We start from the raw sequence: 13422 nt of genomic DNA on the forward strand, positions 1-13422 counted from the left end.
CATTTTCCTCAAGATATATGCGTAATTCTGACTATTTGCGGTATGCAACGCTGTTCCACAGAAGTTCGTTCTTAAGCTGTCTGATATTTGTATCTTTGTCGATGTAGATCGCTTCGATTCCCATGCTTTCTGCCCAGTCACCCATCTGCTGTGCTGTTAAGTCATAAGAGAATGCTGTATGGTGAGCTCCACCTGCCAGAATCCATGCTTCTGTTCCAACCTTTAAGTTCGGCTGTGGTGTCCAGAATGCTGTTGCTACTGGAAGTTTTGGCATTGGTTTTTCTGTCTTCTTGCAGTCTACATCATTGATGATCAGACGGAATCTGTCGCCAAGGTCGATCAGAGATGTTGCGATAGCAGGACCTGTCTTAGATGTGAATACAAGTCTTGCAGGATCTTCTCTGTCACCCATGCTAAGTGGCTGCTCTTTGATGCTGATCTTTCCATCTGCGATAGATGGGCAAACTTCCAGCATGTGAGCCTCCAGTACACCTTCTTTTCCTGGGATCAGGTTGTATGTGTAGTCTTCCATGAATGATGTTCCCTTAGCATCTTTCATTCCAGCTGTCATGATCTTCATAAGACGAACCATAGCTGCTGTCTTCCAGTCACCTTCTCCACCGAATCCATAACCTTTTTCCATCAGTCTCTGGATTGCAAGTCCTGGGAGCTGTTTCAGTCCGCCGAGGTCTCCGAAGTGTGTTACGATTGCCTGATAGTTCTTCTCTTCCATGAAACGCTCGAATCCAATCTCGATTCCAGCCTGTACTGCTACATGCTCACGGAATTCTTTTTCATCTCTTCCCTCAAGAAGGATGTCATATTTATCATAGTATTCTTCTACTAATGTATTGATGTCTGCCTGTGATACTGCATTTACAGCTTCAACGATCTCATTTACAGGATAAGCATCTACTTCCCATCCGAATTTGATCTGAGCTTCTACTTTGTCACCTTCTGTTACGGCAACGTTTCTCATGTTGTCTGCGATACGCATTACACGGATGTGGCTGCTTTCAATCACACCAACTGCTGTACGCATCCATGATCCGATTTCTTTCTGTACATCTTCATCTTCCCAGTATCCTGAAACAATCTTACGAACTTTATTCAGACGTGTGAAAATGTGTCCGTACTCTCTGTCACCATGTGCTGCCTGGTTCTCATTCATGAAGTCCATATCGATTGTGTCGTATGGAATCTCACGGTTGAACTGTGTATGTAAGTGAAGTAATGGTTTTCTGTATTCCTGTAATCCTAAGATCCATGATTTTGCGGGTGAGAATGTGTGCATCCATGTGATAACACCGGCACAGTTCTCATCCATGTTCGCTTCGTTGAATGTCTTTCTGATAACTTCGTTTGTGATCATGGTTGGTTTCCATACTACTTCATATGGAAGGTTTCCTGATTTGTTCAGGGCATCTACGATAATTTTAGAATGCTCTGCTACGTGTGCGAGACACTCATCTCCATAAAGATCCTGTGATCCTGTGCAAAACCAGAACTGATACTTTTTTGTTTTTAACATTTTTCATTCTCCTTTTTTTATAAATTATTAGTGAATTTATAGTTCGTTTTCATCATGGCTTTATTATAAAAAAATGTTTCTGAATTCTCAATTTCTTAACTCTGCACTTTCTGGAAATAAGTTACCTATTCCGACCGATAGTGTGATATAATACACATACAACAAAGGAGGTATTTGGCATGACATTATCTGATTTCTGCCGTCAGATCACAGGACCTGATATGCGGCTTCTTCCTGCAAACCATAAGTTGGGGGCAAGACTTGTCTGTCCCGAATATTCAAAATCTGTACAGGAAGTAAAGACTTATCCACTGATTGGACAGGACAGGAGTTTCTTACTGTGCTGGAACTTCGATGCACCGGGAAGTCTCAGGGCTACTATGATGCCTTCTCCGGAAAACTTCTGTTACCACTATTATTTTTCCATCGGTGAATGCACCCAGCTTCATACACATGACTATCTGGAACTTTCATATGTGGTCGAAGGGGAATTTCATCAGAGAATTCTGAATAAAGATATTGTATTTCACAAAGGGGATCTGTGTCTGATCGATAAGAACTGTCTGCATCAGGACTGCCTGGAAAATCAGTCAGCGATCATCCTGTTTCTTGGAATTGCAAATGACATGTTCACGGAGATTATGAATGAAAGTAATACACCACAGAAGATTCTTTCCTTTCTCCAGTCCGCACTGTTAAAGCAAAAAGATGTCCAGCAGTATTTGCATTTTAAACCGAATGCCGCAGCGGATGACCAGCTCGAAGAAAGTCTTCTGCTGCTTCTGAAAGAATCTTACGCACCGGACAGTGGTTCCCGTTATATTATGAAGGGACTTTTATTCCGTATCTTCCGTATCTTAAGTACGCAGTATGACTTCTCTCTTTCGAAAGAGCAGAAGCAGACCATGAACTGGCTGATCTTTGAAGAGATCTCGGACTATATCCGGTTACATTATACAGATGTGACCATCCAGGATCTGGTCAATGAATTCCACTACCAGGAAGATTACTTTAACCGCCTGATCAAAAGGAAGACCGGTCTTACTTATTCTGCCTATGTTCAGCAGATTCGTCTGGAACGTGCAGAACACCTGCTTGCTACTACTGATAAAAGCATCGAAGAGATTGCAAATGAGATCGGGTATCATAATAAGGGCTATTTTTATAAATTGTTTCAGGAAAAATATGATGAGACACCGGCAAGTTACCGCCGACATACAAGGTGATGAGCGCGCATTAATATGCCCGCTCATCAATCACACGCTCCGTCACCGGAGTTACCTTATATTCCTGTTCACCGATTTTCACAGATGTCACCGTATCATCATACGCAAACATTTCTTCTTCCACATATAGAATCTGATCGACCTTTTCTTTCTTCTCCAGCTTTTTTATCACATCTTCCACGCGAGGACCATGTAATGGGTTACACTCTGCATCGCAGGCAATCTTTCCTGACAGCACATTCTTAAGACCATCATTCGTTGCATCGAATGACAGAACTAGGATATCGCCGTCCGGACCAACGGTCTTGCCTGCTGCTTCAATCGCCTCGATCGCGCCGGCTGCCTCATTGTCATTTTCACAATATACGACATTGATATTACTCTTTGCTTTGAGCATTGCTTCCATGGCATCCCGGCCTTTGTTTTTGGTGAATTCTCCGGTCTGGGTTGCTACGATATTCCAGCCGTACTCTTTTGCTGCGGTTTCCAGTCCGTCGGTACGCCCAATCTGTGCAGACGCTCCTTCCGTTCCCTGGATGTGTGCGATATTAATCTCTTTCATTCCTTTTGCATCTGCATAAGCCTTCAGCCATGCACATACTTTCTCGCTCTCCATCTCAAAGTCTGAACCGATCCATGCTGTATACAGGCTGTCATCAGATACATCCACCATACGGTCCACCACGATAACCGGAATTCCCGCATCTTTTGCTTCCTTTAATACAACGTCCCACCCATCTTCCGTTACCGGCGCAAGTACGATATAGTCTACTTTTTCTTCGATAAATTCCCGGATTGCCGCAACCTGGTTCTCCTGCTTCTGTCCGGCGTTTTTTACAATCAGCTTATAGCCATTCTCTTCACTGAATGTCGTCTTCATGGAATCTGTATTTGCAAGTCTCCAGTCCGACTCTACCCCGACCTGGGAAAATCCAATCGTAATCTTTGCACTGGTATCCTCTTTTTTCTCAGTCTTTTCAGAAACGACTTTACCTATATCTTTGATATCACATCCAACTGTCAATGCCACTGCCATTGTGGTTGCTAATAATGCAGCGATTATTCTTCTCTTCATCTTTCGCATCCTCCTAGTCCTGCACTTTTTATCTATCATTTTATATGCACAAGCTTATCATAAGTAATATTCTTTATACAAGCCCATACATCTTTTCATTTCTACTATTCATTCATCCACGGAACCTTCCACTTGCCAAAACATCCGCAGGGAACTGCCAGTGGCAGTTCCCGCAGATAGCAGCTTCTATTGCATACTTTTATATAAAAAAGTTCTTCTACAATAGTGTGTCAATAACCACTGGCTATTATAACACCATTTATAGAAGAACTTCTCTGATATTTATAAAAATGATATATTCCGATATTCTAAATATCCCCGCGTCTGTTTCTGGACGCCTTCAGTCTTGTCATGGCACGGGCCATAGAAGCCTGTGACAGATAATACTCCTGAATGCTCTGCTTCTGACGAAGCTGTTCTTCGGCACGTTCCTTTGCTTCCTCTGCACGTTTTACATCGATGTCTTCCGGACGCTCTGCCGTATTGACCAGTACAGATGCACGGTTATTCACGATTTCTGCAAATCCCTTGGATACAACTGCTGTTACCCACTCGCCGTCAGGCTTACGGAAACGCAGTTCCCCAATCTCCACTGCGATGACCATGTTCTCATGATGAGCCAGAATACCTTTCTCCCCGTCAATCGTCGGGATGACCAGGTATTCACATTTGCCATCATAGAAGACCTTATCCGTGGATATAATTTTCAATGAAAATGTGCTCATACTAAGCCACTCCTTCTGCCTTCGCCTTTTCGATCACGTCTTCGATCGTACCTACATTGAAGAATGCATTTTCCGGATATTCATCCATCTCGCCATCGATGATTGCTTTGAATCCGCGAACTGTTTCCTTAAGTGGAACATATTTTCCAGGAACTCCGGTAAATGTCTCGGCAACTGAGAATGGCTGTGACAGGAATTTCTGGATCTTTCTGGCACGGGCTACTGTCATTTTATCCTCTTCGGATAATTCTTCCATACCAAGGATTGCGATGATGTCCTGTAACTCTTTATACTTCTGCAGGATCTCCTGTACCTTACGTGCTACCTGGTAATGTTCCTCACCTACAACTGCAGGCTCCAGGATACGGGATGTAGAATCCAGTGGATCTACGGCCGGGTAGATACCCTGCTCAACGATCTTTCTGGAAAGTACGGTTGTCGCATCCAGATGTGAGAATGTTGTTGCAGGCGCCGGGTCAGTTAAGTCATCGGCTGGTACGTATACGGCCTGAACTGATGTTACAGATCCGTTCTTTGTAGAAGCGATACGTTCCTGAAGGGCACCCATTTCATTTGCCAGTGTCGGCTGATAACCTACGGCTGACGGCATACGTCCGAGAAGGGCGGAAACCTCGGAACCTGCCTGTACGAAACGGAAGATATTATCGATGAAGAGAAGCACGTTCTGGTGCTCTACATCACGGAAATATTCTGCCATTGTAAGTCCGGTCTCAGCGACACGCATACGAGATCCAGGTGGTTCGTTCATCTGTCCGAATACCAGGGCTGTCTTATCAAGTACCCCTGATTCTCTCATCTCTGTCCATAAGTCATTACCTTCACGGGAACGCTCTCCGACACCGGTGAAGATGGAATATCCACCATGCTCTGTTGCGATGTTATGGATAAGCTCCTGGATCAGTACGGTCTTACCTACACCGGCACCACCGAACAGACCGATCTTACCACCTTTTGCATAAGGTGTCAGAAGGTCAATGACCTTGATTCCTGTCTCTAATACTTCGACAGCCGGGCTCTGTTCTTCGAAGCTTGGTGCTTTTCTGTGGATGACCCATTTTTCGCTGTCTGTGATCTGTTCTCCGTTATCGATCGTCTCTCCAAGTACATTGAACAGACGTCCCAGAGTCTTCTCTCCTACCGGTACTTTGATACCAGCGCCAGTAGCGGTAACTTCCATACCCTTCTGCAGACCCTCACTGGAAGCCAGCATGATACAACGTGCGATGTTGTTACCTACGTGCTGGGCTACTTCCATGACACAGCGTTTTCCGCCGTTGTCTACTTCCAGGGCATCTTTGATAAATGGAAGTTCTTCTCTATTATTAAATTCTACGTCTACGACAGGTCCCATAACCTGTACGATTCTTCCTTTTGTCATATTACTGCTGCCCACTTTCTTTTTTATTATTTCGTGGTTATTATTAGTTCTTCTGTTCTATAACAGTCTCGCCATCTGCGAACGCTATCTCTTACTTACGTTTCTGTGCATTGGCTCCGCCGATGATTTCTGTCAGTTCCTGTGTGATGTCTGCCTGGCGGACACGGTTGTAAGTAATATTTAATTCGTTCAGCATATCTGTTGCACTGTCTGTTGCGTTCTGCATCGCCTGCATTCTGGCATTATGCTCACTGCAGTAAGACTCTACCAGGCATCCATAGATGATACCGTTGATGTAGTTTGGAACGATATTGCCCATTACGCTGTGCGTCGATGGCCAGAATACCATATCTTCCTGATATAACCCGGTACCGACAATCGCCGGCATATTTTCCGGAAGGAAGGTTGTCTTCTTCATAGGAAGAAGCTTCTGTTCCTCAGTCTCTGCTGTCATGGCATTGACCATACGTGTATATATGATGTGGATCTCATCCAGTTCCCCGCTTCTGAACTGCTGTGCAATCTCTAACGAAATGGTTCTAGATCTGTGCAGTGTCGGGTTCTGAACGGTATAACGGAACTGGGTATCCATCTCAATTCCTTCACGCTTTGCGAAGTACTGTCTTCCGGCTTCTCCAAGTACGAATAATTTGTGCTTTCCCGGTTTCTGCAACAGTTCTTCTGTCTTCTTGATCACGTTATGGTTGTATGCTCCTGCAAGTCCTTTGTCAGCGGTGACAACGATATAGCCAATCTTTCTTTCTTCAGCCGGGATGTCTTCACGTCCGTCGAAGAACTGGCTGTGCATATCCGGCACATGTCGCAAAATTCTGGCGATTTCTGCCTGCATGGCATAGAAGAAAGGTTCTGTGTCCGCAAGCTTTTTCTTGGCCTGTTTCATCTTGGAAGATGAGATCAGATACATGGCATTGGTGATCTTTCTCGTCTCTTCGATACTGGCCATTCTTTCCTTAATCTCTTTTGCATTTGCCATAGCTACACCCGCTTATCTTCTTTCCTTGAATTCCTTTGCTGCTGCAAGAATCTGCTCTTTCAGTTCATCATCCAGAACTTTCTTCTCGTCGATCGCTTTGCCGATTTCTTTGTGTTCTCTGTCAAAGAACGCAAGCATATCCATCTGGAATTCTTTGATCTTCTTTGTGTCAATATCAAGCATCAGTTTATTCGTAGCGACACAAAGTGTGATCACCTGCTCATGAAGACTTAACGGACGTCCCAGAGGCTGTTTTAACAGTTCTGTCAGACAGCTTCCGTATTTCAGCTGATTCTTTGTTGCATCGTCAAGGTCTGAACTGAACTGGGTAAATGATTCCATCTCTCTTGCCTGTGCCAGGTCGATACGGACACTACCACTGGCTTTCTTCATAGCCTTTGTCTGTGCTGCTCCACCTACACGGGATACAGAAAGACCAACGTTAACGGCCGGACGCATACCGGCATTGAACAGGTCACTCTCTAAGAAGATCTGTCCGTCTGTGATAGAAATAACGTTCGTAGGAATGTATGCAGATACATCTCCTGCCTGTGTCTCGATGATCGGAAGTGCTGTGATAGAACCTCCGCCTGCTTCATCACTTAAACGGCTGCTTCGTTCGAGCAGTCTTGAATGTAAATAGAATACGTCACCAGGATAAGCTTCACGTCCAGGTGAACGTCCAAGTAACAGAGAGATTGCACGGTATGCTACCGCATGTTTAGACAGATCATCATATACGATCAATACATCTTTTCCCTGATACATGAAGTACTCTGCAAGCGCTGTTGCTGAATAAGGTACAATATACTGAAGTGGTGCACATTCACTGGCTGTTGAGCAGAATACTGTAGTGTAATCCAGTGCGTCATGTGCTTTTAAGTCATTTACCAGTCTTGCTACAGTTGATGCTTTCTGACCAATTGCTACATAGATACAGATGACATCTTTTCCTTTCTGGTTGATGATCGTATCGGTTGCAATGGATGTCTTACCTGTCTGTCTGTCACCAATGATCAACTCTCGCTGTCCACGTCCGATTGGGAACATGGAATCAATAGAAAGGATACCTGTTTCAAGCGGAACGCTTACCGACTTACGGTCAACGATTCCAGGTGCCTCATTCTCTACCGGACGGTATCCGTCAGCTTTGATCTCACCTTTTCCATCGATTGGTGCTCCAAGAGCATCTACGATTCTTCCGATATAGCCTTCACCTACCGGAATACCTGCTTTTTTACCCGTACGGCACACTTTTGTGCCCTGTTTGATCTCTGAATCATCTCCGAACAGGATACAGCTGATCTCATTTTCCTTGATATCCTGTACCATGCCCTTAAGACCTGTCTCCAATGTGACAATCTCGCCATACATTGCGTGGTCGATTCCGTATACGGAGGCGATTCCATCACCAACAGAGATAACAGTACCTACTTCCTGATCTCTGCTTATTACATCATAATTCTTTATCTCTTCTTTTAATATAGAGATAATTTCATCTGAGCTGATTGCACTCAATTCCTTCACCTCCATGTTAATTCGTTAATTTCCGCTCTAAGCGGTTCAGGCGGCCCTGCACACTGTAGTCATATTCTTTTCCGTCAACCTGCAGGATGAATCCGCCGATCAGTGCCTTATCTTCTGCCATAACCCATTTGATGTCTCCGGCACTGTATTTCTTCTTGATGAAGTCTCCCATCTTCTTTTTCTGCTCTTTGCTTGGAAGAACCGTGTAACGAAGATACACTGTCTTAACTCCTGCTGCCTGATTCTGTAATTCTTCGTACGCTGCAAAGATCTGGTCTGCGATCACAAGCTTGTCATGATCACATGCCACCTTAAGAAATGTACGCATTTCCTCCGGGAATACTTTATCAATGATGTTGTGTTTTGTTTCTTTTGTGATCACTGGGTTTACCAGTGCTGCCTTTAATTCCTGTGATGTTTCGAAAATGTTCTCTGTCTCCCGGACAGTTTCTTTCGAAATTCCAAGTTCACTTAGAACTTTCGCATACCGGAGTGCTGCCACCTGGCAGAATACCGGCTCTGCTTCTTTTCTATTCTTCGCTGTCATGGGAATCACCTGCATCTTTCAAAAACTGGTCATATGCATCTGCGCTGCTTATGCTGTCTGCATTCTCAAGTAAAATCTTCTTCGCAGCATCCATTGCCAGCCCTGCAACCTGTGCCTTCATATCATCAAAGGCCTGTTCTCTTTCCTGATTAAGGCTTTCTCTTGCTGTCTTCATAACCTTGTCTGCCTTTTCATTAGCCTCGTTCAGGATCTGGTTGTATTCCTGTTTTGCATCCAGTTTCGCCTGTTCGATCATCTTCGTGGATTCTTCTTTTGCTCCATTCAATGCCTCTTCATACTGTTTCTTAAGAGCATGTGCTTTGTCCTGCTCTTCATTTGCATGGCTGATTCCGTCTGCAATCATCTTCTCCCGCTTTTCCATAATGTCCATGACCGGGCGAAACAGGAATTTTCTGAGAATCAGATACAGAACGATGATGTTGATGATCGTCAGCACAAGATTAAAATCTATTCTCAGCATCTATCTCTACCTGCCTTTCCCTTCTTTGATCCGTTATCGTCAGAAAACATTATTTCAAAAGAAGGACGATCAAAAGTGCGATAATGAAACCGTAAATAGCGGTTGCCTCTGCAAGTGCGCAACCAAGGATCAGGGATGTTCTGATCTTTCCGTCTGCTTCCGGCTGTCTTGCGATAGCGTCTACTGCTTTGCTTGTTGCGATACCGATACCAACACCTGCTCCGATACCTGTAAGTACTGCGATACCTGCTCCAATTGCGATAATTGTTCCACTCATAATTTTTTTCTCCTTTTCTTATCCTAAGTCTACTTATACTAAATGTTGTAAATGTCTTATTTTTATTCCATCTCTTCTGTCATAAATAATGCAGTTAAGAATACGAATACATATGCCTGTAATAATCCGTCAAATATATCAAAATAAAAACTAAACGGTATCGGCACAATTAAAGGAACGACCTGTTTGATCAGTTCCATGACTACAAATCCACCTAACATATTACCAAACAGTCGCATACAAAGCGACAGTGGGCGGATTACAATCTCCAGTATCATGATTGGTGCTACGATCGGCACTGGCTTTGCAAAATGTTTGCACCAGTGAACCAGACCATTTTTATGGATACCGGACCACTCGATCACGAACATACTCATAACGGCAAGTGCGATTGTTACGTTCATGTCCTTTGTCGGAGGCTTAAATCCTAACAGCCCGATGACATTTGATATTGCAAGATAAAGCGCTACCGTCATCAGATATGGAATATAGCCCCTGTTTTCTTTTCCTATTATACCTTCAAAGAAATCCTGTGCCCAGCCAATTACTGATTCCAGCATAAGCTGTACCTTTCCCGGTTTCTCTACGCTTAGATTCCTTACGAATACTATACTTAGAATAGTAAGAACCGCCATAATGATCCAAGTTACAACAACACCTTCGTCAACAGCGATTCCTCCAAATACCGGGATGGTAAATACGGTTTCACAGTTAAGTTCTTCTACAAGGCTTTCAACAAGCTTTTCCGTACTATCCCCTTCCTTCATAATTTTTTTGCTAGTTTACTGCGATTTTTTGAAAATGTCAATTGTTTTGTCCAGTGGTCATTTTCCTTATTTTTTTATTATTTTTTTGTTGATTTTTACTTTAATTTATTTTAATTTCCCACATTTTCTCATCATTTTTTTCACATCAAAATGGTAGTTCCAATTTATGTTCTTTTTTTCACAATGAAAATGCACAATTTTGATTTTCCATTATTCGTCATTTTCTACAAAATCGTGATTTTTCTCTTTTTTCTTCTTGAGAAAATGTCTTCAATTTCCGCAGTCTATCAGACATTTTTGCGAAACTGTATATTGCATCTGATATTCATATTGCATTATATAAAATAAAAAGAAGTGCATCAGTTCTTTTTTAACCTCTACACTTCTTTTTCCCGTTATTCTCTTTTATATCTCAATTTTATATGTATACTCATTCAAAATTGATATATCTGTTCTTACTCTGCAATCAGACGGTACTGCAGGTTCTCATATAACAGTTTATTGCCTTCCATAATCTCTGCCGGAAGTAATGCTCTTGCTATCGTCTTGGTCTCTTCCGGATCATGTGTCAGTGCATCAACACGTCTGAGTTCTGCATAATCACCATCAATTTTTTCCACTACATAGATACATGTTAACATATATTTTGCCTCCTTTTTCTGTCCTGTCGTCCTGTCTTTTGTATAACTTATCTTGATTATACTCTTTTTATTTAAAAAAGTAAATTTTTCTGTATTGATTATTGTCACGATTTATAATAATATATACTTATATAATATCGTTATACATTAATAATAAAGGAGCCTTGCAATGAACGAAGTGGATTTTTCAAAAGTTGGATTAAAAATGAAACAATTAAGGAGTGAACGCGGGATCACTCAGGAACAGGTAGCAAAAGATTTAAACTGTACCGTTCCTTTCGTCAGCAATGTCGAGAACAATCGTGCAAAGCTTAATCTGAGAGTTCTTCTCTATTATTCAAAACTTTGTAACGTATCCGTGGACACAATTCTGGATGCAGGAAGAGATCTTCCTCCTCTGGACGAAAAAGAACGTCAGTTGAATGACGAAGTACTCAATGTATTCCGTGGTTTTTCAATTACGGAAAAAGAAAAGATCATCAAGATGTTACGCATCTGGCAGGAGAAATAATCTCCTGCCCTTTTTATACCTCCGATTCATACTAATACGCTTCAAGTACAACTTTCCCCTGTTTTTTACTCTCAGCCACATTAATAATTCTCTGGTTCTGACTTCCTCTGAATACCAGGGTTACATCTTTTAACTCTTCCTTGAATTCTCCATCAACCAGGACGTCTATATAAGACAACATCTCTTCTGTCACATCCGTATAGATACATCCTCCCGGCACCATATCTTTATCAAAGAGGTATCCGCTATAACACCAGACATCTTTCTTTGGGTACGTCTTGCGGATCTTCTTAAGAAGCTTTACAAGCTCTACCTGATTCTCCGGCTCGAATGGTTCTCCCCCAAGAAGCGTGAAGCCCTGGATAAAGTTAGATCCAAGCAGTTCCAGAATCTTTTTTTCCGTCTCTTCTGTATAAGGATGTCCGAATCCAAACTCCCATGTCTCTGCATTGAAGCAGCCTTTACAGTGATGTCGGCATCCTGAGACAAATAAACTCACTCTCACGCCTGGTCCGTCTGCGATGTCGCATTCTTTTATATTTCCGTAGTTCATATACAATATTCCTCCTGTCTTATTTCATAAATTTATAAATCATATCCGTCAACCGTTCTACACTGGCAGGCTTGGATGGGTGTCCGTTCATGCCTGCTTCGTAAGACTTCTCTCTATCTTTTCTATTTCGCATTCATGTTCCTTGGTCTTCTTATTACAGTTGATTCCAACAAGAAGTAGCTCTCCGTGATAATCTCTCAATGCTCCCAGGATCAGTACCTCCGTTTGTTTTATGTGTCTATATTAGCATGAATTCTGATATTATTCTACCTATTATAATGCAAAGAACAGGAGCACATCATTCCATGCACTCCTGTTCTTTTATTCAAATCCTCTCACGAATGGATTCCCCTCTCTTTCAAACACAAAAGGTATTTCACTATCTCTTAGAGGATATTTCTTTACTTTAAATGGTATTTGGTAATACTTTTCCAGGTAATAGATATCTAAAAGCAATCACCACAGCAAACAGATCCTGTTTTCCTTTTTCGTACTGATTACCGCTCTGTGGTAATGAAAGTTTTTTATGAAGCGGTGTATCCGCAATAGCATCTACCGTTCTGTATGTAAACAGTCGTTCCCCATGCGCACATACATTCCTATACTTCGTGAGAACAGATAGAAACTGCTCCATCTGATGCTGATTCAAAGGTTCAAAGTTTTTTGATACTTTGTTGCTCGTTTCAAAGTCGCTATCAACTTTACGATTGTTGCATGATTTCTTTTTGTATTATTATAATTATTAGCGTCCAGGTACTGCTTCTTCTCTGCTCCATACATTTCAGTAAAATAGTATGACATCAAAGTAATCGGGCCAAAAAGTAGATATATTTTCATACAAGAAAACCGGACTTTCCGCAAGGCTTTCCTGATGATGTCAGCCTCGCAAAAAGTCCGGAAATACGCCGCTTTTTGGCATTTATTTTTTTGACAGCAGACAGACCGCCTCAGCGCGGGTCAGGGAGCTGTCAGTCGTTACTTCTGCGTCACCTTGCCATTCTCATACAGCCAATTGGTGACATTGCCCTTGGAATCCGTCACACGGATATAGAACTTGGTAATTTCCGTGTCGCTGGTAAAGCTCGTGCCGGTGAGATAATGTTTCCCATCGTCGGAATACTCCACCTTATCAATATCCACGCCGGTACCGGTTGCGGTGATGCGTGCC

16 protein-coding genes are annotated in these 13422 nt (G+C 42.6%); 2 read left to right on the forward strand and 14 right to left on the reverse strand.

The annotated features are described in order from the left end of the window. Window positions 1–31: 31 nt before the first annotated feature. Window positions 32–1531 carry an L-arabinose isomerase gene (gene araA, locus ACWJAF_RS12355; RefSeq protein ID WP_296091829.1) on the reverse strand — a complete coding sequence of 500 codons (1500 nt, stop codon included), beginning with the start codon at window positions 1529–1531 and terminating at the stop codon, window positions 32–34. A 179-nt stretch (window positions 1532–1710) separates the two neighbouring features. Here araA and ACWJAF_RS12360 point away from each other — a divergent pair, with 179 nt between their 5' ends. Then, window positions 1711–2757 (forward strand): AraC family transcriptional regulator, encoded by a 1047-nt coding sequence (locus ACWJAF_RS12360; RefSeq protein WP_296032468.1) that lies wholly within the window; start codon window positions 1711–1713, stop codon window positions 2755–2757. 10 nt (window positions 2758–2767) lie between these two features. On the opposite strand, the gene ACWJAF_RS12365 is transcribed toward ACWJAF_RS12360, so the two are convergent. The 10 genes from ACWJAF_RS12365 to ACWJAF_RS12410 all read right to left on the reverse strand — a co-directional run bounded on the left by ACWJAF_RS12365 (window position 2768) and on the right by ACWJAF_RS12410 (window position 11190). Further along, window positions 2768–3832 carry an ABC transporter substrate-binding protein gene (locus tag ACWJAF_RS12365; RefSeq protein WP_448864310.1) on the reverse strand — a complete coding sequence of 355 codons (1065 nt, stop codon included), beginning with the start codon at window positions 3830–3832 and terminating at the stop codon, window positions 2768–2770. 308 nt (window positions 3833–4140) lie between these two features. Next, a complete protein-coding gene (atpC, locus tag ACWJAF_RS12370) occupies window positions 4141–4557 on the reverse strand; it encodes an ATP synthase F1 subunit epsilon (RefSeq protein ID WP_006428762.1) in 417 nt (138 codons plus the stop codon). 1 nt (window position 4558) lies between these two features. After that, on the reverse strand, window positions 4559–5956 hold the full coding sequence (atpD, locus tag ACWJAF_RS12375; RefSeq protein ID WP_448864312.1) for a F0F1 ATP synthase subunit beta: 1398 nt from the start codon (window positions 5954–5956) through the stop codon (window positions 4559–4561). Between the two features lie 91 nt (window positions 5957–6047). Continuing rightward, window positions 6048–6950, reverse strand: a complete 903-nt coding sequence (atpG, locus tag ACWJAF_RS12380; RefSeq protein WP_448864314.1) for an ATP synthase F1 subunit gamma — start codon at window positions 6948–6950, stop codon at window positions 6048–6050. Between the two features lie 12 nt (window positions 6951–6962). Continuing rightward, the gene (gene atpA / locus ACWJAF_RS12385) at window positions 6963–8483 is read right to left on the reverse strand and encodes a F0F1 ATP synthase subunit alpha (protein ID WP_296032463.1); all 1521 of its coding nucleotides are present in this window, start codon (window positions 8481–8483) and stop codon (window positions 6963–6965) included. Window position 8484: 1 nt separating this feature from the next. Continuing rightward, a complete protein-coding gene (gene atpH / locus ACWJAF_RS12390) occupies window positions 8485–9024 on the reverse strand; it encodes an ATP synthase F1 subunit delta (protein WP_296091834.1) in 540 nt (179 codons plus the stop codon). Continuing rightward, complete coding sequence (gene atpF, locus ACWJAF_RS12395; RefSeq protein WP_296032461.1) at window positions 9008–9505, reverse strand: F0F1 ATP synthase subunit B; 498 nt, start codon at window positions 9503–9505, stop codon at window positions 9008–9010. Before atpF ends, atpH begins: the two co-directional genes overlap by 17 nt. A gap of 49 nt (window positions 9506–9554) precedes the next feature. Beyond that, on the reverse strand, window positions 9555–9782 hold the full coding sequence (atpE, locus tag ACWJAF_RS12400) for an ATP synthase F0 subunit C (protein ID WP_006428768.1): 228 nt from the start codon (window positions 9780–9782) through the stop codon (window positions 9555–9557). Window positions 9783–9844: 62 nt separating this feature from the next. Then, window positions 9845–10549 carry a F0F1 ATP synthase subunit A gene (locus ACWJAF_RS12405; protein ID WP_296032458.1) on the reverse strand — a complete coding sequence of 235 codons (705 nt, stop codon included), beginning with the start codon at window positions 10547–10549 and terminating at the stop codon, window positions 9845–9847. A 455-nt stretch (window positions 10550–11004) separates the two neighbouring features. Then, entirely contained in the window at window positions 11005–11190 is a 186-nt protein-coding gene (locus tag ACWJAF_RS12410; RefSeq protein ID WP_448864317.1) for a chorismate--pyruvate lyase, read from the reverse strand. Between the two features lie 169 nt (window positions 11191–11359). Between ACWJAF_RS12410 and ACWJAF_RS12415 the strand changes: the two genes are divergently transcribed. Further along, the gene (locus tag ACWJAF_RS12415) at window positions 11360–11701 is read left to right on the forward strand and encodes a helix-turn-helix domain-containing protein (RefSeq protein WP_448864319.1); all 342 of its coding nucleotides are present in this window, start codon (window positions 11360–11362) and stop codon (window positions 11699–11701) included. A 31-nt stretch (window positions 11702–11732) separates the two neighbouring features. On the opposite strand, the gene nrdG is transcribed toward ACWJAF_RS12415, so the two are convergent. The 3 genes from nrdG to ACWJAF_RS12430 form a co-directional block, all read right to left on the reverse strand. Continuing rightward, window positions 11733–12254, reverse strand: coding sequence for an anaerobic ribonucleoside-triphosphate reductase activating protein (gene nrdG / locus ACWJAF_RS12420; RefSeq protein ID WP_448864321.1), 522 nt, complete (start codon window positions 12252–12254; stop codon window positions 11733–11735). 406 nt (window positions 12255–12660) lie between these two features. Beyond that, a complete protein-coding gene (locus ACWJAF_RS12425; protein ID WP_448864324.1) occupies window positions 12661–12888 on the reverse strand; it encodes a hypothetical protein in 228 nt (75 codons plus the stop codon). A 341-nt stretch (window positions 12889–13229) separates the two neighbouring features. Further along, window positions 13230–13422, reverse strand: a 193-nt coding sequence (locus ACWJAF_RS12430; protein ID WP_448864326.1) for a hypothetical protein, incomplete at its 5' end; no start/stop codon positions are given.

It is taken from the genome of Dorea sp. (assembly GCF_977044405.1).

Excerpts from the sequence above, each read along its gene's own strand:
- ACWJAF_RS12365 (WP_448864310.1), bottom strand. The coding sequence starts at position 3,832 with ATGAAGAGAAGAATAATCGCTGCATTATTAGCAACCACAATGGCAGTG.
- ACWJAF_RS12425 (WP_448864324.1), bottom strand. The coding sequence starts at position 12,888 with ATGGAGCAGTTTCTATCTGTTCTCACGAAGTATAGGAATGTATGTGCG.
- atpE (WP_006428768.1), bottom strand. The coding sequence starts at position 9,782 with ATGAGTGGAACAATTATCGCAATTGGAGCAGGTATCGCAGTACTTACA.
- atpH (WP_296091834.1), bottom strand. The coding sequence starts at position 9,024 with ATGACAGCGAAGAATAGAAAAGAAGCAGAGCCGGTATTCTGCCAGGTG.
- ACWJAF_RS12415 (WP_448864319.1), top strand. The coding sequence starts at position 11,360 with ATGAACGAAGTGGATTTTTCAAAAGTTGGATTAAAAATGAAACAATTA.
- atpF (WP_296032461.1), bottom strand. The coding sequence starts at position 9,505 with ATGCTGAGAATAGATTTTAATCTTGTGCTGACGATCATCAACATCATC.
- atpG (WP_448864314.1), bottom strand. The coding sequence starts at position 6,950 with ATGGCAAATGCAAAAGAGATTAAGGAAAGAATGGCCAGTATCGAAGAG.
- atpD (WP_448864312.1), bottom strand. The coding sequence starts at position 5,956 with ATGACAAAAGGAAGAATCGTACAGGTTATGGGACCTGTCGTAGACGTA.
- ACWJAF_RS12410 (WP_448864317.1), bottom strand. The coding sequence starts at position 11,190 with ATGTTAACATGTATCTATGTAGTGGAAAAAATTGATGGTGATTATGCA.
- atpA (WP_296032463.1), bottom strand. The coding sequence starts at position 8,483 with ATGGAGGTGAAGGAATTGAGTGCAATCAGCTCAGATGAAATTATCTCT.
- ACWJAF_RS12405 (WP_296032458.1), bottom strand. The coding sequence starts at position 10,549 with ATGAAGGAAGGGGATAGTACGGAAAAGCTTGTTGAAAGCCTTGTAGAA.
- atpC (WP_006428762.1), bottom strand. The coding sequence starts at position 4,557 with ATGAGCACATTTTCATTGAAAATTATATCCACGGATAAGGTCTTCTAT.
- araA (WP_296091829.1), bottom strand. The coding sequence starts at position 1,531 with ATGTTAAAAACAAAAAAGTATCAGTTCTGGTTTTGCACAGGATCACAG.
- nrdG (WP_448864321.1), bottom strand. The coding sequence starts at position 12,254 with ATGAACTACGGAAATATAAAAGAATGCGACATCGCAGACGGACCAGGC.
- ACWJAF_RS12360 (WP_296032468.1), top strand. The coding sequence starts at position 1,711 with ATGACATTATCTGATTTCTGCCGTCAGATCACAGGACCTGATATGCGG.